20 protein-coding genes are annotated in these 22,424 nt (G+C 44.5%); 11 read left to right on the top strand and 9 right to left on the bottom strand.

What is annotated here, in order from left to right:
• From C5471_RS19415 to C5471_RS24910, 5 genes are all read right to left on the bottom strand, one after another.
• Positions 1–370 (bottom strand): Rpn family recombination-promoting nuclease/putative transposase (locus tag C5471_RS19415; protein WP_166296277.1); only part of this gene is annotated, 370 nt, incomplete at its 3' end.
• 250 nt (positions 371–620) lie between these two features.
• Complete coding sequence (gene polA / locus C5471_RS19420) at positions 621–3,410, bottom strand: DNA polymerase I (protein WP_133814294.1); 2,790 nt, start codon at positions 3,408–3,410, stop codon at positions 621–623.
• A 379-nt stretch (positions 3,411–3,789) separates the two neighbouring features.
• Positions 3,790–4,413 carry a thiol:disulfide interchange protein DsbA gene (gene dsbA / locus C5471_RS19425; RefSeq protein WP_133814293.1) on the bottom strand — a complete coding sequence of 208 codons (624 nt, stop codon included), beginning with the start codon at positions 4,411–4,413 and terminating at the stop codon, positions 3,790–3,792.
• Between the two features lie 20 nt (positions 4,414–4,433).
• Positions 4,434–5,426 carry a serine/threonine protein kinase gene (locus tag C5471_RS19430; protein ID WP_133814292.1) on the bottom strand — a complete coding sequence of 331 codons (993 nt, stop codon included), beginning with the start codon at positions 5,424–5,426 and terminating at the stop codon, positions 4,434–4,436.
• 15 nt (positions 5,427–5,441) lie between these two features.
• A complete protein-coding gene (locus C5471_RS24910) occupies positions 5,442–5,594 on the bottom strand; it encodes a DUF1040 family protein (protein ID WP_339959309.1) in 153 nt (50 codons plus the stop codon).
• Between the two features lie 161 nt (positions 5,595–5,755).
• Between C5471_RS24910 and mobA the strand changes: the two genes are divergently transcribed.
• Positions 5,756–6,346 (top strand): molybdenum cofactor guanylyltransferase MobA, encoded by a 591-nt coding sequence (mobA, locus tag C5471_RS19440; protein ID WP_207627404.1) that lies wholly within the window; start codon positions 5,756–5,758, stop codon positions 6,344–6,346.
• Positions 6,343–6,858: a molybdopterin-guanine dinucleotide biosynthesis protein MobB gene (mobB, locus tag C5471_RS19445; protein ID WP_133814291.1), complete on the top strand. Its 516-nt coding sequence runs from the start codon at positions 6,343–6,345 to the stop codon at positions 6,856–6,858. The genes mobA and mobB overlap by 4 nt, the downstream gene beginning before the upstream one ends.
• Before the next feature lie 144 nt (positions 6,859–7,002).
• On the opposite strand, the gene C5471_RS19450 is transcribed toward mobB, so the two are convergent.
• From C5471_RS19450 to C5471_RS19465, 4 genes are all read right to left on the bottom strand, one after another.
• Positions 7,003–8,394 (bottom strand): amidohydrolase family protein, encoded by a 1,392-nt coding sequence (locus tag C5471_RS19450; RefSeq protein ID WP_133814290.1) that lies wholly within the window; start codon positions 8,392–8,394, stop codon positions 7,003–7,005.
• A gap of 324 nt (positions 8,395–8,718) precedes the next feature.
• A complete protein-coding gene (gene gorA, locus C5471_RS19455) occupies positions 8,719–10,071 on the bottom strand; it encodes a glutathione-disulfide reductase (protein WP_133814289.1) in 1,353 nt (450 codons plus the stop codon).
• Between the two features lie 111 nt (positions 10,072–10,182).
• A complete protein-coding gene (locus C5471_RS19460) occupies positions 10,183–11,025 on the bottom strand; it encodes a 23S rRNA (adenine(2030)-N(6))-methyltransferase RlmJ (protein ID WP_133814288.1) in 843 nt (280 codons plus the stop codon).
• A gap of 643 nt (positions 11,026–11,668) precedes the next feature.
• Positions 11,669–12,187, bottom strand: coding sequence for an Hcp family type VI secretion system effector (locus tag C5471_RS19465; protein WP_021323277.1), 519 nt, complete (start codon positions 12,185–12,187; stop codon positions 11,669–11,671).
• A 932-nt stretch (positions 12,188–13,119) separates the two neighbouring features.
• Here C5471_RS19465 and tssB point away from each other — a divergent pair.
• From tssB to icmH, 9 genes are read left to right on the top strand one after another with little or no spacing between them, the layout of a single operon-like run.
• Entirely contained in the window at positions 13,120–13,617 is a 498-nt protein-coding gene (gene tssB / locus C5471_RS19470; protein ID WP_133814287.1) for a type VI secretion system contractile sheath small subunit, read from the top strand.
• A gap of 23 nt (positions 13,618–13,640) precedes the next feature.
• Entirely contained in the window at positions 13,641–15,119 is a 1,479-nt protein-coding gene (tssC, locus tag C5471_RS19475) for a type VI secretion system contractile sheath large subunit (RefSeq protein ID WP_133814286.1), read from the top strand.
• Between the two features lie 6 nt (positions 15,120–15,125).
• Positions 15,126–15,566 carry a type VI secretion system baseplate subunit TssE gene (gene tssE / locus C5471_RS19480; protein ID WP_133814285.1) on the top strand — a complete coding sequence of 147 codons (441 nt, stop codon included), beginning with the start codon at positions 15,126–15,128 and terminating at the stop codon, positions 15,564–15,566.
• Positions 15,567–15,568: 2 nt separating this feature from the next.
• Positions 15,569–17,422 (top strand): type VI secretion system baseplate subunit TssF, encoded by a 1,854-nt coding sequence (tssF, locus tag C5471_RS19485; RefSeq protein ID WP_133814284.1) that lies wholly within the window; start codon positions 15,569–15,571, stop codon positions 17,420–17,422.
• Entirely contained in the window at positions 17,386–18,435 is a 1,050-nt protein-coding gene (tssG, locus tag C5471_RS19490) for a type VI secretion system baseplate subunit TssG (protein WP_133814283.1), read from the top strand. The genes tssF and tssG overlap by 37 nt, the downstream gene beginning before the upstream one ends.
• A gap of 5 nt (positions 18,436–18,440) precedes the next feature.
• Positions 18,441–19,727, top strand: coding sequence for a type VI secretion system-associated FHA domain protein TagH (gene tagH, locus C5471_RS19495; RefSeq protein ID WP_133814282.1), 1,287 nt, complete (start codon positions 18,441–18,443; stop codon positions 19,725–19,727).
• Complete coding sequence (tssJ, locus tag C5471_RS19500) at positions 19,727–20,293, top strand: type VI secretion system lipoprotein TssJ (RefSeq protein WP_133814281.1); 567 nt, start codon at positions 19,727–19,729, stop codon at positions 20,291–20,293. The genes tagH and tssJ overlap by 1 nt, the downstream gene beginning before the upstream one ends.
• 2 nt (positions 20,294–20,295) lie before the next feature.
• A complete protein-coding gene (gene tssK, locus C5471_RS19505; protein ID WP_133814280.1) occupies positions 20,296–21,648 on the top strand; it encodes a type VI secretion system baseplate subunit TssK in 1,353 nt (450 codons plus the stop codon).
• Entirely contained in the window at positions 21,648–22,418 is a 771-nt protein-coding gene (gene icmH, locus C5471_RS19510; RefSeq protein WP_133814279.1) for a type IVB secretion system protein IcmH/DotU, read from the top strand. Before tssK ends, icmH begins: the two co-directional genes overlap by 1 nt.
• Positions 22,419–22,424: the final 6 nt, after the last annotated feature.

A 22,424-nucleotide genomic window follows, 5' to 3' on the forward strand; every position in this document is an offset into this window, starting at 1 on the left:
GATAGAACAACATCGGAATGACCAGCGGTAATTTTTCATGCCCCTGCTCCAGATGCCGTTGCATGGCTGAAATACTGTAACGCATCAACCGGAATGCCATCATCTTATCCGGGGAACTCTGGTGTTCAATCACGCAATACACATAACCTTCACCCTGCACCGTTTTCAATGAATACAAAATGTCGGAATAATGCGCCCGCAGATTGTCTTCAATAAACGATCCGGATTCCAACCGCAGTGTATCCAGATCACAAACGGCCCGTAATGTCGCGGGCAAATGTATCTCCAGAAAGTCTCTGGCCGTATCAATATGACCTAAAAACTGCTTAAAAACAGCGTCATGTGGCGTTGGTGTATTTTTTCTCTTCATCGGCGAATGGTAGCATATTTTCTTTTATATTGAAGGAATATTAAGCAACAAATCGAGCGGACTGTGATGTTTTGAATTTTCTTTGGCAAAAACGTTGATCGCATCTCAGAGACTTTAATTTCCTTACTTAAGCAAAGTTCAGGTTAACTATGATTAGCAGAACCATTAGACAATGTTGTTATTGTGAGTCGTTCAAAAAAAGGCTGAACCAAATACTTCGGCTCAACCTATCGCTTATCAATCTGGCATATCAGTGAGCCTGATCCCAATTGTCACCAATACCCACATCCACTTTCAGTGGAACATCAAGCGCCATACTTTTTTCCATCAATTCACGAACTTTCTGTTCTGTATATTCAAGTTGTGACTCATGAACCTCGAATACCAGTTCATCGTGAACTTGCATGATCATGCGAACTTTCGGCTCTTCACTGATAATCCAATCATCTACGGCAATCATCGCTTTTTTGATGATATCCGCCGCAGTTCCCTGCATCGGCGCGTTAATGGCTTCACGCTCAGCCGCCTTACGGCGCATACCATTGCGAGATTTGATATCTGGCAGATAAAGACGACGACCATCCAAGGTTTCAACGTAACCCTGCTCTTCTGCTTGCTGACGAGTGCGCTCCATATATGTCAATACGCCCGGATAACGTTCAAAATAGCGATCCATGTAGCGCTGTGCTTCACCGCGTGGAATACCTAACTGGCGGGAAAGACCAAATGCACTCATACCGTAGATCAAACCAAAGTTAATCGCTTTGGCGCTACGACGCTGTTCACTGGTGACTTGTTCCAGTGGCAAACCAAAGACTTCTGCCGCCGTTGCCCGGTGAATATCTTGCTCTTCGGCAAAAGCCTTCAACAGCCCTTGATCCTGAGACAAATGGGCCATAATCCGCAGCTCAATTTGGGAGTAGTCAGCAGCCATAATCCGGTAACCTTCGGGTGCTACAAATGCCTGACGAATACGGCGACCCTCGTCATTACGGACAGGAATATTTTGCAAATTGGGATCACGCGAAGAGAGACGTCCAGTCGCTGTTACCGCCTGATGATAAGAGGTATGAACCCGTTTGGTCAGCGGATGAACCATCTGTGGCAGTTTATCTGTGTAAGTGGATTTCAGTTTTGCCAAGCCACGATGCTCCAAAATCACTTTCGGCAACACATGGTTATCTGCTAACTCTTCCAACACTTCTTCATTGGTGGATGGTGCCCCGCCCGGCGTCTTTTTTATTACTGGCAGCTGCAATTTTTCAAACAATATCGCCTGTAGCTGTTTCGGCGAAGCCAGGTTGAAAGCCTCACCTGCCAGTTCATGTGCTTCTTTTTCCAATTCTCCCAGACGAGCAGTAATCTCTTTTGAATGCTCAACCAGAATATTTGAATCAATCAGTACACCTGTACGCTCCATGCGGGAAAGCACCATGACCAGTGGCATTTCTGTTTTCAGGAATACTTTTTCCAGCGCCGGTACTTTCTCCAGTTGCGGCCACATAACCTGATGCAACAACAAAGTGACATCAGCATCTTCTGCGGCATACATTGCAGCCTGTTCCATCGGGACTTGATTAAAAGTGAGCTGATTTTTACCTTTACCAGCAATCTCTTCAAACGTCGTGGTCTTATGATTCAGATGACGTTCAGCCAGACTATCCATATCGTGCCGCCCCATGCCTGCAACGCTATTGAGCACATAAGATTCCAGCATAGTATCGTAAGCAATGCCTTGCAGCTCAATGTTGTAGCGAGCCAGAACACCACGATCAAACTTAATATTTTGACCGATTTTCAGCAGGTTGCTATCTTCAAGCAGTGGTTTTAATGCCGCCAGTACTGCATCTCGGTCAAGCTGCTCTGGCGCATCCAGACAGTCATGCCCCAGTGGCAGATAAGCCGCATCTCCGGCAGCCACGGCGAATGACATCCCCACCAAATTAGCTGTCAGGGTATCAAGGCTGTCGGTTTCGGTATCAAACGCAAAAACCGGCGCTTTTTTCAGCTTCTCAACCCACTCATCAAGGCTTTTCTGATCAAGAATAGTCTGGTAATTATCAGACGAAAATGTTGCCGAAACAGATTTATCTTTAACCGGAGATGATTCGTCATTACCCGTGGATGTCGGTTTTTTGCCCTTGGCAACCAACCAATCACCATTTGCTACATCATTCAACCAGCGTTTAAATTCATAACGCGAGAACAATTCATGCAGTTTCTCGGTATCAGGCTCTTTGACTGACAAAGCAACACAGGTTTTATTCAACTCAACATCTGTTTTAATCGTTGCCAACTTATAGGAAAGATAAGCCACATCTTTATGCTGCTCCATCTTATCCGCCAGCGTTTTTGCACCACGGAAGCTCAACCCCGCAATTTTATCCAGATTGGCAAAGATATCGTCCATACCGCCAATTCCTTGCAACAATCCCAGTGCCGTTTTCTCCCCGACGCCAGGCACGCCTGGAATATTATCTGAAGAGTCGCCCATCAGTGCCAGAAAGTCGATGATCAGATTTGGCGATACACCATACTTATCAACCACTTCTTCCGGCCCCAAAATGGTATTATTCATTGTGTTGATAAGCGTGATATTTGGCGTTACCAGTTGCGCCATATCTTTATCACCAGTGCTGATAAGCACCGCACGACCCTCTTTCTCCGCCTGTAACGCCAGAGTCCCGATAACATCATCCGCTTCTACTCCCGAAACCACCAGCAGCGGCAACCCCATAGCTTCTACCATCTGATGTAACGGCTCTATTTGTGCACGCAGATCATCCGGCATAGGAGGACGATGAGACTTATATTCAGCAAACAATTCATCACGGAAAGTTTTACCTTTGGCATCGAATACGACCGCCACATGGCTCGGCTTGTACTGCATTACCAGACTACGCAGCATATTCAATACGCCATACATGGCTCCGGTCGGTTCTCCCGCGCTGTTAGTCAGCGGAGGAAAAGCATGATAAGCACGATAAAGGTATGAGGAACCATCAACCAAAATCAGGGGATTGTCTGCTATCTGAGCCATAAGTCTTCTTCATTATCTGTTACGGGTGTAATAAGGAATAGGATGCCACAGCAAGAAGCAGGAAACGAATTTTGTGTGAATTTTCTTTGCTGAAACCAGCTCCAGATATTCACATCTTGCTATAAATTCTGTGGATAACTTTGTGTATAGATATTACGAGCTTCATTCCGGCATAGACAGTTGATAAAAAAAATTTATCAACTGCGGGTAAAAATCAATGACTTATAATCCTAGTCATTAAACTGTCATATTACCTTATAGATCACAGAGTTGTGGATATAACCGGAGTTTGTCTTACAAAAAATTCTTTCTGGCACGCATTGTGCCAAAGCTTCTCACTCCGGCACATGCTCATGTTATTCTATTTCAATCGCCAACTTTACTTTTGCTTTAACAGGAAGTTAACAACGTCTGAATAGGATTTCGCATAGGTATCAGCAGAAGTTGCATCAATGCCATTATTTCTCACCATATATTTGCCATTAACAAACATTGCGGGTACACCACGCAGTTGCAAGTCCTGAGCGGCTTTTTGCTGCTTAACAACTAAAGATTTCACAACAAAACTGTTCATTGCAGCATCATAATCTTCACCGGTTACTCCTGCTTTGATAAAGGTATTACGAATATCGGCCGGAGTATTAATAGTCTGCGTTTTCTGAAGGCCTTCAAACAGCAGCGGAGTCACTTTATCTTCAACACCCATCGCCATCGCCACTGCCCAGGCCATAGTCAAATCTTTACCCAGTGGCCCCAGGAACTCCACATGATAACGAACAAAATTCGTTCCCTCCGGTAAATTTTGTTTCACAGTCTGCGGAACTTTAAAACTCTCTTCAAACTGATAGCAATGAGGACAATAGAATGAGAAGAATTCCAGCACCTGTGGTTGATTTGCCACAGGTGATTTCAGTTCAACATACTGTGTTCCATCGGTAAAACTGGCCGCAGAGGCACCAAATACCATCACCATTCCGACTAAAGCTAACCAAAACTTTTTCATAAATATCTCCATGATAAACATTAATACATTGGGTTAAGTTGCAAAGGGGGCTCTTGTAACAGCTTCATTTGCCCAGCAAAAAGTGACGTCTGTTTTAACCAAAAATCGGCATCTGTCATCCAAGGAAACGCTCTGGGAAAAGCAGGATCCTGCCAACGTCGGGCAACCCATGCCAAATAATAGACCATCCGCATAGCACGCAATGGTTCTATTAATGACAGCTCCCTTGGGTCAAAATCCGTAAACTCCCCATAGGATTCCAACAGAGTATCCAACTGTAATAACTGTTCTTGACGGGAGCCATGAAGCAACATCCATAAATCCTGAACTGCCGGACCATTACGCGCATCATCAAGATCAACAAACCAAGCTCCGTCACGCCACAGGATATTACCTGGGTGGCAGTCACCATGAAGCCTCAATATTTGCCAATCGTCGCGCCAATCTGATTCTACGGCGTTTATCAGATCATCCAATATAGCCAAAAATTGCACTTTTTGTGCTGAAGGAACTAACTTACATGTAGCCAAAAACTGTCGTGGCTGGTGCAGATACTCACTTAACCCGATAGTTGGGCGAGAGGTGAATTTTTGCCGACGACCAATCTGATGAATTCTACCTAACAAGCGCCCTACATCTTCTAACTGAAAGAGATTATCGGATTCATATTGGCGGCCCCCGATACTTGGGAAAACGGCAAAAAAGAAATCCTTAAAAGTCAGTAAGGTTTGCTGATCAAACACCAGAGGCGCGGCCACCGGCAAATCAGCCTGTTGCAGCACCAGGGAAAAATCATGCTCTTCCTGAATTTGTTGCCGATCCCAGCGCTGTGGCCGGTAAAATTTCACGACATAACGTTTACGATTTTCATCCGTAAACTGATAAACACGGTTCTCATAACTGTTTAATTCTGTCAGCCCGGAATCTATGTACAGCCCGGTCTGCACCAATGCATCCATAATCAAATCCGGTGTTAATTCCCGGAAATTAAAAGCAGACTGGTTTGTTAGCACATTCTATTCTCTTGATTAATCTGTAATAATGCCAAGGGCGCACAAGAACGCAGTTTTAAAATCTGCTTCGTGAACCTTTTTCAGCCCCGGAATTTCCCTTGTTACCCCTGCACCACACATTTTCAATGTGATAAACAAAAGTCTATACAAATTAACAGGGATAGCCACTCAGAGAAAGAATTGCTCTGTCAATAAGCGTAAAGATTGTTATTTTATCAGCGAGTTATCCGATAATCTTATCTGAAAAGCGTTTGATGAAGCCCAAATAACCAAACTAAAAAAGGTTATATTAGCGGACAATAACCGTCTTAGTTGATAGATTGAACATTATGCAACCAAAAATAAGCGGTGCGATCCTCGCAGGAGGCCGTGCTACCCGCATGAGTGGTCATGATAAAGGGCTGATTCTCTTACATAAGATACCGCTGTACCAGCGTATTGCGAATAAACTGTTGCCACAGGTAGATGAATTAATCATCAATGCCAACCGTAATCTGGATATTTACCGACAAAGTTGTGATCAAGTTGTTCCTGATTTAACACCAGACTTCTCTGGACCCCTGTCTGGAATGCTGGCAACCTTAAAATCAGCCAGCCACGATTGGGTTGTGTTTGTTCCTTGTGATGTACCGGGCTTTCCCCCTGATTTAGTCACTCGTTTATGGCAGGGCAAGCAGCAGGCATTAGCCGCCTATGCAGATGATGGCAATCGCGCTCACCCTACTCTCGCTCTACTGCACTGTAGTCTGTTCTGTCAATTGGAAAATTATCTGGCTGATGGTGATCGCAAACTGATGCTGTTTATGCACAAGATTGGCGCAATAGCTGTTCAGTTTGACGATAATCCAGCTGCTTTTACCAATCTGAACACACCAGGGGATTGCCGGAATTGGGAATATATGCAGGAGACCAGAAAATGAGTACAAGACCTCTTCCACTACTTGGCATCACGGCATACAGCGGTACAGGAAAAACTACGCTTCTCAAAAAAGTGATCCCATTATTGCGCCAACGGCAAATCCGGGTTGGTCTGATAAAACACACTCATCACGATATGGATGTAGATAAACCGGGCAAAGACAGTTATGAACTGCGCAAAGCTGGCGCAGAACAAACGCTGGTCGCCAGCCAGCAGCGCTGGGCATTAATGACAGAAACGCCAGATTCGCAGGAATTAGATTTGAGCTATCTTGCCAGTCGCTTTGATCCAGATTCACTGGATCTGATTCTGGTCGAGGGCTTTAAGAACGAACCAATCAATAAGATCATGCTATACCGCCGTATTCTTAACCACCCATTAAGCGACCTCATTGATCAATATGTGATTGCTGTTGCCAGTGATGAAAAACTGGAAACTACTTTGCCACACTTGAATATCAATCAGCCTGAACAAGTGGCTGATTTTATTGTGGAATGGTTACAAAATCAGTAACATTCCCATGCTGGATAAATTCATCAAACATCACCTGGATGCTTGTTTCTGCCCGCAGAGGCTTGTGTCAGACTCGTTAGATACGAGCAGAAAACCAAAAACAGCCACTTAATGAGAAAATGACCGATGGTACTCTTTTCTGGATCAGGCTCTGACCACTGCACCAGCCACCAAACGTCCCTGATGGAATGTTGCCTGACGGGCCGGCAGACGTGCCACCGCCTCGGCTGAACAACTGGCTGCTACCAGAACAAAGTCAGCCTTATCACCCACTTGCGGCCAAATGCGCTGGCCTTGGTCATTAAGCGGCAATACACCGCCTGTAGCAATAGCCATAGCGCGGGAAAGATGAAATTCATCTGAACCACGATACAATTGCGCATACAAATTAGCCTTTTCCAACATGTCACCAGTGCCGAATGGCGACCAGTGATCGATCACGCTGTCAGTACCCGTCATGATGAACACCCCTTTGGCTCTGAGTTGCGGTAATGGCATCATCAGGCTACCGATCGGGACTATGGAGGCGATAGTGATTTGCTGCTCCGCTAAACGGGAAGCGGTTTCTGCCAATGAGCCCTCGTTCAACGTGGTCAAGGCGAAAGCGTGGCTGATAGTGACCTTACCTCGCAAGGCGGGTGTTTTCTCCACCGTATCAATCATGTAATTGATAGCAGCAACGCCCTCAGGGCCTACCTCATGTAGATGAATATCCACACCAACGTTATTATCGAGCGCGATCTGGAACATAGTATCCAGTGATTTTTCCATCGCAGCATCTACATTAGTAGGATCCAGCCCACCAACGTATTGCACGCCCATCTGTATCGCCTCGCGCATCAACCCTTCCACTTTGGAATGCAGCAAACCATGCTGCGGGAAGGCAACGATTTCACAAGTGAAATCATCACGGTGATTTTCCAAAGCATACTGTAAATGTTCCAGGCTTTTCAGACCACTAACCGGATCGATATTGCAATGGCTGCGTGCTACCGTACTGCCTTTAGATTGCAACAGGCCAATCAGGCTTTCTGCCCGCTGCTGTGAAGTGGGTAGCAATTTGGGGATCAGAGTCTGCTCCAGGGCAATCATATCCATGATGGTTTTACCCTGGCGAGGCCTCGGTGCCTGCCATGGGCCACTGTAGAAAGTCTTATCCAAATGGATGTGCATATCACGGAAGGCGGGCAACAGCAACTGCTCCCGTGCCTGATAGCATGGTTGATTCGTGTTAAGCGGCGTACCGGAAGCATGGATGGCAACGATCCTGCCATCTTTGATTTCCAACGTATATAATGCAGTACGGGTGCCGATCACCGTATTGGCGTCATATTCAAATCCCTCTTCCAACAGCACATCACTTAGATAGTAATGACGATCAGTAAGAGTAGTCTGAATCTGTGATACCTCGGATCCGACAGTTGACGGCACCGCCTGTGCGATCCCCCCAGTCAGGGAAATCGCCGCGCAAACGGTGGTGAGCTTACCTGTTTGACTAAGAAAAGCCCTACGGCTTTGTTGTTGCAGTTTTTCCATATTCAATCCCTTTTATGATCCACCTCAAAAAAAGCAGCTAAATCTAGCTTTCTGAGGAATATTGACTAGTATTTAGTTCATTGTTTAATGCGTTCATAAATTGAAATATGACATCCATTGAATCAGTGTTTTGGATGGATAGTGCTGTGTCAATGGAACCGGTAATTCGGGCGTGTTCTACCAACTCATCGTCGATGATCTTGTTAAAATTTAAGCAAAAAGTAGCACCTCCCCGCCCCCTTTAAGCAAAAGGCCGGATAGAACCGGCCTTTAACGTATTTTCCAGAATAGAAAAGATGTATAGGTGGATTTTCGACAATATTATTACCGCATCGTTACAAACTCTTCCGCCGCAGTTGGATGAATTGCAACCGTGTTATCAAAATCTTTCTTAGTTGCTCCCATCTTCAATGCAACAGCGAAACCTTGCAGCATTTCATCTATTCCGAAACCAATACCATGAATGCCAACAATCTTCTCTTCCGGCCCGACACACACCAGTTTCATTCGACATGGCTGACGATGTTGAGTGACAGCGGTATACATCGCAGTAAAAGAAGATTGATAAATTTTCACCTGATCTTCACCAAATTGCTCTTTTGCCTGAGGTTCAGTCAGACCGACAGTACCAATCGGCGGATGGCTAAATACGACAGTTGGAATATTAGTGTAATCCAGATATTCTTCCGACTTATTATTAAACAAGCGCTCGGACAAACGACGACCTGCTGCAACCGCAACAGGTGTTAATTCTACCGCACCAGTGTTATCACCTACCGCATAAATACCTTTCATATTGGTATTCTGGTATTTATCAACCTTGATGTAGCCTTTTTCGTTCAGCTCAACACCGGTGACAGACAGATTCAGATTATCCGTTGCCGGTTCACGGCCAATAGCCCAGATCAAAGTATCAACGGTTTGTTCTTTGCCATTTTGCAGTTGCAAAGTCAGGCTGCCATCCACATTTTTAATCACTGCTTTCGGCACAGATTCAGTATGTAAAGTGGGTCCTTCGGTACTGATAATTTCCAATAACGTTTCAACAATCATCGGATCAAAAGAGCGCAACGGTGCATGTTGACGCACAAATAGATGAGTTTCACTGCCAAGCGCATGTAATACACCAGCAATCTCCACCGCAATATAACCCGCACCAACAACTGCAACCCGCTTTGGCATCTCTTTTAGCTCAAAAAAACCATCAGAATCAATACCATATTCCGCACCTGGTACATCAGGATGGACAGGTCGCCCCCCCGTCGCAATCAAAATATGATCTGCGGTTATTCTCTCGCCATTCACTTCAACGGTATGTGCATCAACAAAATGGGCGAAGCCCTGGATAACATCAACTTTATTATTACCCAAACCACGTTCATAAGATTGATGGATACGATCAATATAAGCAGTACGACTGGCAATCAGTGTCTTCCAGTCAAAACGGTTGACGGTAGTATCAAAGCCGTAATCCGGCCCGTACTGATGGATAGATTCAGCAATTTGCGCCGCATACCACATCACCTTTTTCGGCACACATCCCACATTAACGCAAGTTCCCCCTAATGCCTTAGCCTCAATCAGGGCACATTTCTGTCCATACATAGCCGCACGGTTAATTGATGCAATACCACCGCTGCCACCACCAATTGCTATATAGTTGTAATGTTTGCTCATTTGGATCGTTTCCATCTAATCAGTGTAAAGGGTCAATACCCGAAAGCCTAATTATGGCAAAAAGTATCAATCAGTTGTGATGGTTCTGGCTCTCACTGCCATTGCTGAAAGTTATTCTGGTGCAATCCATTTAACCAATGTGTGGCCTGTTCCTTCCGGCACCAGAACCTTGTGTAACCACGGCAACACCGATTTCATCTGCTGTTCCAGCTTCCAGGGGGGGTTAATTACGATCATGCCGGAGGCGGTCATCCCTCGTTGATCACTATCAGGCCGGACAGCCAGCTCAATTTGCAAAATATGACGAATACCAGTTGCTTCTAGCTCTCTAACCAGACGTTTGATCTGCTGGCGTAATACCACCGGATACCACAACGCATAAACACCTGTGGCAAAACGCTTATAACCTTCCTGAATTGCTTGAACAACCGCCTGATAATCAGATTTCAGCTCATAAGGAGGATCAATAAGGATAAATCCACGGCGACTCTGTGGTGGCAATTGTGATTTTAATTGCTGATAGCCATCTTCACGCACAACCCTGGAACGGTTATCACGGGAGAATTCATTACGTAATAAAGGGTAGTCACTCGAATGCAGTTCAGTCAGATTGAACTTATCATCTTGCCGCAATAAATGGCGGGCAATTAAAGGCGATCCTGGATAATAACGTAAATTACTACTCTGATTCAGTGAGGTTACTGCACTCATATAGGCTTTCAATTCTTGTGGTAGATCCTCACGCTGCCAGATGCGGGCAATGCCCTCCAGATATTCTCCAGTACGTTCAGCACGTTCACCACTGAGTTGATAGCGACCAGCACCAGCATGAGTATCCAAATAGAGAAAAGGTTTTTCTTTTTCTTTAAGAGATTCAATGATCAGGCTTTGTACAGTGTGTTTCAGTACATCGGCATGATTACCGGCGTGAAAGCTGTGACGATAACTTAACATTAGGTTTTAGATCCCAGAGCAGAGAATAGATTACTTGCCAGTATGGAATACCTGACAACTAAAAACCCATCCCAGTAGGTGGGACAGATGGTAAGACACCATTATAGCCCCATTAGCAATAAAAATGGCAGGATCCTGAATACCAAACCCAGAAGATCAATCTTGTCATAGTCATTAAAATTTAGGATAAGTAACACATTCTGCTAGGACCAAATATGATATTTAAGAACACGATACTACCTGTCTTTTTACTACCAATCATAAGCAATGCTTACACACGACAAACAAGCAGAAATTGTGAAATTAAAAAAACAATGCATTAAACAATTGTCTGAATATGCAATATTCTATAGTGATATTTATCAAATCAGCCGTTTAAAATAGTCACAGAGAAACGTTAACATCCGCTACAACCAAGAAAACGGCTAAAATAAAAGCAAAAAAATGGCTGAGTGTTATCGGAAGCATTTAGTAATATCGTTAAATAGTACGTGTAAAAAATAGATTAAATAAAAAGAGGAAAAGAGGAAAATAAACTGAAAGAAATTGAAGGTAGTTATTAACAATCCTTAATTTTAATAAAACAACTAAGTTTTTCAGCCAATGAAAAGATATTCCATTGGCTGAATAATTATATTACCTATCAGGCAACAATAGGTGCGCGCCAATCATCTGCGCCAGAAGTACCAGCGGTTGTATGTTCCCAGTTAATCTTACGATAAGACAGAGAAACACGAACCAACTGAGTAAATTCAGATTTTGTTGAATCCTGACAATGAGGCATTTTGCAATCAATGTCGATAATAGTGGCATCTTCCAACTGAGTTGTGAAGAAATGCTCTTGTTTCCCTTCAACAGAAGTGCGGTACCATTTCAATTCCACATTCGTCAGCATTTCACCAGAAGCCAATGCGTTATAAAGCAATGGAACCGATTTATTTAATGCAACTGTGAAACGGAATGGTTTATGAGCACGCTGGCCAGAAGGCTGACCTGATTGAGGATCAGTTGGTACGGTAACTACATGATCAAATGCCTGAACCAGCATTTCATCTTCGTGCCCCTGAACATAAATATTACCCACTGATTCAGCAGTGAATGAGCCAGCGGTAATATTACCTTGGGTTTTTCCAGTGATGGAAATATAACATGGAGTTGGCATAAAAATATCCTTTAAGAAATTGTGTCAACATATTTAAGGTAGCGCTCATATTAATTTCAATAGTAACTATTTCATTTTGAAAAAATCACTTACAAATGTATGGACGCCGAAATGAATGATAAATACCAAACCGCTTATTTCAAAATAAAATCTAAATTGCAAAATTGTTTGCCCATCACTGACAAACATAAATATTACAATTGGCAACTTTACCATGAAATAATATTGTTTTTTAACAATAAACAGAATAATTAACTGATGGCAATAATTCCCCTTAGTGAGGAAATCGCATATGACAATGAAATGTAAAGATTTAAATAAAGTCAAGAAAAATCGTTTCTTGGTCAATTTAAAATTGAAAAATTAGATCAAAAAATAAAAATCACTCACTTAATTAATAACTAAGTGATATTTACAATGAGAAACTAATTCTAAAATGTAAACAGGAATACACTTGGAAACACTTTGTTACACAATGAAACAAAAAATCACCAAAAATTTATAAATACCCAGAAAAATAGCTGCTAATATTACTATATTGGGGGAGATGGCAAAGAAATGGCTTAAGAAAAGATCAAAGCGTAAATTATTGCAAAACATAATAAAATCATCAAAAGTCCGAATAGAGGGGTATATCTTCCTATGTTTTATCTTTACAATAAAAAAACAAAATGCGACACTCTGCTTTGCAGAGCTGTCTATATTGATGCTATTGCTCGATGTGTAAGAATATTCTGAATCCGTATTTATCTATAATACTCATACAAATCGGCTTACTACCCAATTCAATGCAGTGAATCCTCCGTTTCTTTAAACCAGGAAGGGATTTTATGTTATCCGTCACATATAGGTAGGTATCAGGGCAACTCTCTCATCAATATTGTTGTCAATAATTCCTAATTGCCCAATTGTATTACCCGAAGGATTTTAATATGAGTAAAAATAGCCCAGGTAGTGTAGCGCCGAAGGAAAGGATTAATATCAAATACGTTCCTAATACCGGTGATCAGGTAGCTGAAATTGAATTACCACTTAATTTACTTATTGTTGGTGATATCAAAGGGACGAAAGAAGATACGCCAATTGAAGAACGTCAGGCTGTTTCTGTGCACAAAAATAACTTTAATTCGGTGATGAATGAAGCAAACATCAATCTCACATTTAGCGTCCCTAATCGTCTCAATGATGATAGTGGAGATGACCTGCCAATTAACTTGGAAATAAAATCACTAAACGATTTTTCACCCGATAACGTAGCCAAGAAGGTTCCTGAATTAAATAAACTTTTAGAGCTACGTGAAGCACTTGTCGCACTCAAAGGGCCGTTAGGAAATATTCCGGCGTTCCGCACCCGTTTACAAGAATTACTGGGTGATGAAAAAGTCCGCGAACAACTTCTAAAAGAACTTGAAATCGTCAATCAAAAGTAATTGACTGAAAAGGAGTTTTTAACATGTCCTTACATGAAGAGAGCAGTACAGCATTAGCCCCAGGGTCTACCACCTCTTTGCTTGATGAGATTATGTCTCAAGCAAGAATGACGCCGGAAAATGACGGCTACCATATAGCAAAACAAGGTGTTGCGGCTTTCATCAGCAGCATCTTGGGTACAGGTTCTAATGAAGAACCGATCAACAAGCTCGTCGTTGACAGAATGATCGTTGAACTTGATAACACACTGAGCACTCAAGTCGATGAAATCATGCACGCCAAAGAGTTCCAGGAGCTGGAATCATCATGGCGTTCACTGAAATTATTGGTTGATCGCACAGATTTCCGTGAAAACATCAAAATCAACATCATCCATGCCACCAAAGAAGAATTACTGGAAGATTTTGAATTCTCACCAGAAATCATCCAGTCAGGCTTATATAAGCATGTTTACTCAACGGGTTATGGTCAGTTTGGTGGTGAACCGGTTGCCGCAGTCATCGGTAACTATGCATTTAGCAATAGCTCACCCGATATCAAACTGATGCAATACGTCAGCGCGGTTGGTGCGATGGCTCATGCGCCATTCCTCTCCTCTGTCGCACCTGATTTCTTTGGCATCAGCAGTTTTACAGAACTGCCAGCAATTAAAGATCTGAAATCTGTCTTCGAAGGCCCAGCTCACACCAAATGGCGTGCTCTGCGCGAATCTGAGGATTCACGTTATCTTGGCTTGACAACACCACGATTCCTGTTGCGTCTGCCATATTCAACCATTGAAAACCCAATTAAAAACTTTAATTATCAGGAAGATGTCAGCAAAGATCATGAGCATTTCCTGTGGGGTAACACTGCGTATCTGCTGGCATCCTGCTTGACCGACAGCTTCGCCAAATATCGCTGGTGTCCGAACATTATCGGCCCGCAAAGCGGTGGTACTGTCAGCGATCTACCCGTTCACCTGTTCGAAGCAATGGGACAAATCCAGGCCAAGATCCCAACAGAAGTTCTGGTTACAGATCGCCGTGAATTCGAATTAGCTGAAGAAGGTTTTATCACCCTGACAATGCGTAAAGGCAGTGATAACGCTGCATTCTTCTCTGCCAACTCAGTTCAGAAGCCAAAAGTATTCCCGAATACCCGCGAAGGGAAAATGGCTGAAACCAACTACAAACTGGGTACTCAGCTGCCCTATATGTTCATCATCAACCGCCTTGCACACTACATTAAAGTATTGCAACGCGAGCAAATTGGCTCTTGGAAAGAGCGTCAGGATCTGGAGCGCGAACTGAACACTTGGCTGAAACAGTACATCGCCGATCAGGAAAATCCACCAACAGATGTCCGCAGTCGTCGCCCGCTGCGTTCCGCCCAAATTCAGGTTTTGGATGTGGAAGGCGATCCAGGCTGGTATCAGGTGGCAATGCAAGTTCGCCCTCATTTCAAATACATGGGAGCCAGCTTTGAGTTGTCACTAGTAGGGCGTTTGGATAAGGAGTAATTAGTCATGGCTGCGCTGTACAGTTGGAATAGAGAAGGCTCTGCCAGCTTGTTTGAGCGTATTCAGGGGAAGAACTCCGGTTCTTCCCGCCAGTCAAGAATGCGTGAGCTACTCAACTCCATCAGACGGCACCTGAATAATGTTCTCAATACCCATCCGGGGGCTTGTCAGAGTGCGGTAGATCTTGGCGTTATTGATCTCAATGACGCCACAACCACCGCAACTGACTTTAAGCAAAGTATTGAACAGGCAATAGAGCATTGCATTAGAAACTATGAACCAAGAATATCGTCGGTCTCTGTCAGTGCAATCCACGATGATAGTGACCCGCTGCTGTTGAGTTTTCACATCAGTGCCAAAGTATCCCTGGATGATATTCGTGACGTCGTTGAATTTAACATTCAACTGGATAACAACCGGCGTTATTGCCTAGAGCGGACTCAATAAATATGTCACTTGAAAAATACTTCAGAGAGGAATTGGATTACCTGAGACAATTGGGGAAACAAGCCGCAATTGAACATCCTCACCTCGCTTCATTTCTGTCTGAACAAGGCTCTGACCCGGATGTTGAGCGTCTGTTAGAAGGATTTGCATTCCTTGCCGGTAATTTACGGGCAAAAATTGATGATCAGTTCCCCGAACTGACTCATGGGTTACTGCATATGTTATGGCCAAATTATCTGCGGCCAACACCTAGCATGACGATTATCCAGTACACACCCGATGAAAGTGTCGTCACACAAGCCACACAGGTTAAGCGCGGTTCTCAAATCCAGAGTTGTCTGCTGGCAAATAATGATGATGATGACGAAGATGATAACAATATTTACTCAAGCAGTACCGACCCAAATGAAGCAGAAAAAGACAACCGCTGTACTTTCACTTTATGCCGTGATGTCTGGCTGTTCCCAATGTCGATCCGGGACATTTCTGTCAATAACAGCAATGAGCAAGGTGTTATTGGTCTAAACTTTACCTCAAAGAGAGAACTCAGCTTACAAGAGCTGCAACTTGATAAGCTGCGTTTTTATCTGAGCGGCGATGATTACAGCAGTACACAGCTCTATTTTTGGCTCAGTTACTACCTTAAAGACGCAAAACTTATCGTAGGCGATACCACCATTTCATTGCCGGATTTTGATGTCGTTCCGGTTGGTTTTAACCGGGAAGATGCCCTGTTGCCTTACCCAAAAAATTCTTATATGGGTTATCGCATCTTACAGGAATACTTTTGCTTTTCTGAAGGGTTTCTGTTTTTTGATATCACGGGTTTCCCCAAGTTACCGGCGAACCTTAAAGCCAGTGATTTTACGCTGAACCTCTATTTTTCAGAAGCACTTCCACCGGAAGTTAAAATCCGTCAGGATACTTTCCGGCTGCATTGTGTACCGGCAATCAACCTCTTCCCAATGGATAGCGAAGCTATCCTATTGGATGGCAGCAAGGCGGAATATCCATTGAAAGCCAGCTACAGCCATCCTGATTGCTACGACATTTTTTCCGTCGATAAAGTAGAAAGCAATCTGCTTGGCCCCGATGGTAAACCCGACTTCACGCGCGGTAGTGAGCGGAACTATGTACCATTTGAAAGTTTTCATCATCAAATCGAGCACGAAAGTGAACTCAACACCCGCTATTTCCGTATCCAGGTCAAAGAATCCCCGTTCCGTAAAGGGCTTGAACACTATCTCTCTTTCGTACGTGGCGATGCATCGCAGTTACTGGAACTAGAAAGGCATGAAAATGTCTCTATCAAACTGACCTGTACCAACCGCGAACTGCCACTGCAACTACGGGTGGGTGACATTAATTACGCTTCACTGGGCAGCCCATCATTTGCGTCATTTCGTAATATAACCCGCCCATCTGTTCCACTTTATCCATTGATGAGCGGCAAATATCACTGGTCCCTAATTTCAAATATGTCACTGAATTATATGACATTACTGAATAAGGACTCCCTGAAACAGGTACTGAGTACCTACGATCTTCCCAGCATACATAATAGGCAGTCATCACGGTCATCAAAAAAACGGCTGAACGCGATTGAACGGATTGAAACGAAACCAATAGACCGCCTGTTTAAAGGACTTCCTGTACGTGGTTCAGAATCGACATTGTATATCCGACAACAGGCTTTCAGTTCTGAAGGTGAGCTCTATATGTTCGGCACCATACTGTCACGTTTCCTTGCATTATATGCCAGCATTAATTCCTTCCACATGCTGAAGGTGATCAATTTAGATAATCAGGAATGTTATCAATGGCCGGTACAAATAGGTCAACACGCGTTGATGTAACAGGTAAAGACTCGACAGAAAATCGAGTACTGGATGTATCAAAATACAACTTTTATCAATTGGTTGAATTACTCAACCAATTGGCGGTAGCGTGGGAAAAAACAGGGCAAACCGATCGCCCTGACCGGGAAGCAATTAGTTTTAAATCCAGTGCCAGCCTGGCTTTTGCTACCAGAGATATTGTCTCTGTGAAACGTACCGAACAAGGTCGTTTCAAGGTGGAAGTCTCTTTTCTTGGATTACATGGTAGCCAGTCACCTATGCCTGGTTACTACCTTGATTCACTGGCATGGGAGGAAGCTCAAAACGAAAACCGACTGACTGATTTTTTGAATATTTTCAATCATCGTTCAATCGTCATGCTTTATCAGATTTGGCGGAAATATCGCTATTACATCTGCTTTGACAAAAACGGAATGGACGATTTTTCTCAACGTATGTTCTCTCTAGTTGGTCTCGGTAGTGATGTGAATCGTGCTCATTTAAATATCAATCACAGCAAGATGCTGGCCTATGCCGGGATGCTAGCCAGTCCGAGCCGATCGCCGGAAGTGATACGCAGCCTGGTTTCACACTGCTTTGATCTACAAGATGTGACTGTGCATGGTTGGCAATTAAGGAAAGTCACTATTCCCTTATCACAGCAAAACCGCTTGGGTCAACAGCTAACAGCAGATGGTGAGAAAAAGAAGAAAATGTCCATATTGAGCGAAAACTTCACCATCGGTTCATGGGTAAAAGGCTACAACAGCAAATTTATGTTATGTATCAATGAACTCTCCCGTGAACACTTTCTGTCATTTCTCCCGGATGGTAAAAATTTCTTGCCACTAGTGATGTTTATCTGTTTTGTCCTGCGTGATCAATTGGCTTGGGATCTACGTCTTGGACTGGCTGAAAACCAGGCAGGCGGCATGGTACTTGGCACGAAACAAAACAATAACCTGGGGTGGACCAGCTTTCTGGGCGAGCCGGAAAAGAAACCCTTTGTCACAATTTCAGTTAGCGGATAAAGACGATGGAAAAACAACAACCAACCCTTTCATTACGCGTGATCAACAGCGATCAACTGGAAAGCGGCAAATCTGCCAGTTGCTTGTTCTCCGCTCAAGGCGGCACAGTCGGCAGCAGCGAGGGCCATCTTTGGTCTGTTCAGGATCAGAAAGGCAATATCAATCCATCACAATTTACTATCCAATGGCGTGATGGCGCATTCTGCCTGCAAATGATCGCTGGGCCTCTATTTGTGAATCAGTCACCGCTAACCTCGGATACCGGCTTCATCCGATTGCAACAAGGAGATGAAATTACTGTCGGTAAATTGGTGATCAAAAGCCATATCAGTTTTTCCGACGCAGATCGGATTGATCCCATGATGGTATCACCGGAATCGCTTGTCTCCAGCTATAGCAATCCACTGGACGCCATGATGGAAAAAGACCCAGTCCAAGATACCACTTACACCGATCATCGTTCTTTGGCACCAACGATTAACCACGATTTCAGCCATGATCCCCTTAAGGTTCTTGACAGCGAAAATCTGACTACACTGGACCAAACCCCGGTGAGTAACGAAATAAACCAGAGCCTGCAACAAGGCCATTACAACACCCCATTATTCTTCTCTCCCCTCTCAGACAACAGAGGCAATGCTATGGATCGGGATTTTGTTGATTTACCGAGTATCTCTTCACCTTTAAGTGAACAGTATCAGAACATGGAACAGCAGCATGTCGCTATCACACCATTGATGCGGGGGTTGAGCGCACACTTACCTTTGCATAACAGCCAACAGGCTAACGACTTTCTGGAAGAAATGGGTAAAACCATGAAAGCAGCGATTGAAGGCTTACTGGCATTGCAACGTGCACAACATGGTCTGCGTGACAAGCAACTACGCCCTATCGAAGATAACCCACTGCGGCTCAATATGGATTACGACACCACCATGCAGGTGATGTTCGCGGATCAAAAAAGCCCGGTACATCTCTCTGCACCGTCAGCCATCGCTGAAAGCCTGCACAACCTGCAACTGCACTATCAGGCTAACCGGATTGCGATCACTACTGCATTGAACACCATGCTGGATGCTTTCTCACCGGAACACCTGCTTAACCGTTTTGCCCAATACCGTCGCAGTAATGAGACACAGGAAAAAGACGCAGCCTGGGCATGGGAAATGTACACCAGCTATTACCGTGAACTGGCTTCCAGCCGTCAGCAGGGATTCGAAAAACTGTTTAGTGAAGTCTATGAACAGGCTTATGACCGCGCTCTGCGTCAGGGTTTAGAGGATAGCCAGTAATGAAACGCTCCGGCGGTAATACCTCATGGTTCAGTAATCATACCTTATGGTTTGTATTGCTGGCAGCGCTGATATTAAGCGGTTGCAGCAGTGCATGGCAGGCGACGAAGAAAGTCGGACAGGTTGTCTGGGATCCATCGACCCCGGTCGGTCAACCTGCGGAGCTACCTTCCACCGCAGCGATCACTTTGCTGGCAGAGCCTGATATCAATCCCAACAAAAATGGCGAACCCACGCCGGTTGAAATGCATCTGATCTATCTCAGTGAAGATTCCCGCCTGCTTGCCGCTGATTATGATCAGCTTGAGAGCGACAAACTGGATAAAGCGCTGGGGAAAAATTACATCGACCATCAGGATTACACCTTATTGCCGGGGCAGTACAAACCGTTGCCAGTCATCCCGCTGGAAAAAAATAGCCGTTATATCGGCGTTATTGTCCGTTATGCCGATATCAATCAATCCGAATGGAAAAAAGTGATCAAAGTAAAAGACACAGGGCAGCAATACCACATCTTGGTACACATCAGAGCGAACGAAGTTGAACTTAGAAAAGAGGAGCAATAATTATGTCAGGTAAAAATCGGGTGATTTGGCGCGAAGGATTATTTATCAAGCCACAACACTTCCAACAACAGCAAAAACATAATGACTATCTGGCTCATAGCCGCCAGGCAACCTTAACCAGTTACGGTTACGGTTTCAGTTCCCTAACTATTGACAAGGATCTTCTCGCTCTGGGGCGTATCGGTATCACCGAAGCCAGCGGTATCATGCCAGATGGCACCCTGTTCTCTATTCCGCATCAGGATGTCATGCCCCAACCACTTGATGTCGTAAGTCTTCACGATAGCAGCAGCAAAAGTATCTACCTGGCACTGCCAATAGTCAACGACGCCCTCAATGAAATCTCCCATGCGGAATCCGATCAGGCCGGGGCTGTACGCTACCGTGAACATACGGCGGATATTCGTGACCTGCACACTGATGGTGGTGATGTCAGCCAGCTCATGCTGGCACAACTGACACCGGTTTTGAAACAGGGCTCAGAGGATCTCAGCGCGTTCTCTTTGCTACCGTTATGCCAGATAATAGAAAAGTTGCCGACAGGGACTCTCATACTGGATGAAGAATTCGTGCCAACCTGTACATCCATCAATGTTTCCAGCCAGTTAAAAATCTACATGGATGAAGTGAATATGGCACTGATAGAACGAGGCAGATCACTCTCTGATCGGATTGGTTCACCTAGTCAGCAAGGAGTAGCTGATGTTGCTGAATTTATGATGCTCCAGTTAGTTAACCGGGTTCAGCCATGGTTTACCCACTACGCCAGACAATCCATTCTGCACCCACAAGATTTTTTCACTCAGTTGATCCAAACCTGTGGTGAACTAAGAACATTCACGGCTGCATCGCGTCAAGCTGGCATTATACCGGATTACACTCATGACAATCTCACGAAGACATTCAAGGAAACCATGATCCCCATGCGCGAAGCACTGGGTGTTGTCCTGACCCCGCGCGCGATCCCAATTAAACTACAAAATCAATCAAATGGTATCCAGGTGGCAAACATTTATGATCGTGATGTATTGACCAAAGCGGATTTCATTCTGGCAATCCGCGCACAGATGCCACAGGATCAATTACTCCGCCAATTCCCTCAGCAAACTAAAGTCACATCGTTGGAAAAAATCCGCGAAAGGGTCAGCGTCCAGTTGCCTGGCGTAAGACTGGTCGCGCTTCCTGCGGCTCCACGTCAGTTGCCTTATCACGCCGGTTACACCTATTTCCGTTTTGAGCAACAAGGCACGGCGTGGCAAGAGATTCTGAAAGGCACCACCATTGCCTTCCATGTTTCGGGGGACTTCCCTGGATTAGACATGCAATTCTGGGCAGTTAGCAATGGGAGTGACTAATGAAAACCGAAGCCATTAATGACAACCCGGCTCTAACGCCGGAAGTCACTGATGCTGTTTCGCATCGTCAGTATCAGTTACCGCTGCGTGGAGAAAGCCTGAATCCGATGATTGACGCTGCCACACCGCTGCTTGGCATGGTGATGCGAATGAAAGACATGGGTGATCAGCCGCTGCCGGATCAACTTTACCAACAGGTTGTGACTGATATTCAGGCAATCGAACAATTTCTGCAAACCAAAGGTTATGAACCGGGCGCGATTGTCTCTTTCCGCTACATGCTCTGTACCTTCATTGACGAAACCGCACTGGGGCATGGCTGGAACAGTAAAAATGAGTGGTTACAACAATCACTGCTGGTGAGATTTCACAATGAAACCTGGGGGGGTGAAAAAGTCTTTCAGTTACTGGAACGTTTAATGGGTGAACCTAAACGCTATCAGCATCTGCTGGAATTTATTTATCTCTGCTTCTGCCTTGGTTACCGTGGCCGCTACAAAGTGGCTTCGCAGAAAGGTGATGATTTTGAACATTTATTCCGCCGGTTACATCAACAACTGCACACACTGCGGGGCGAAGCGCCAGCAACCATTCTGCACAGTAACGCTAACGAGCGTGATGGCCGCTACCGATTGGGTAAACGTCTGACCATCAAACACCTGTTCTGGAGCGGTACTGCGCTGCTCGCCGTGGTGTATGGCTTCTATGCTGTCCGGCTGCACAGCCAGACCGAAAACATCTTACAACAGCTAAATAATTTACTGCGCTAGGAAAGA

The organism is Photorhabdus tasmaniensis (assembly GCF_011189505.1).
Classification (GTDB): Bacteria; Pseudomonadota; Gammaproteobacteria; order Enterobacterales; family Enterobacteriaceae; genus Photorhabdus; species Photorhabdus tasmaniensis.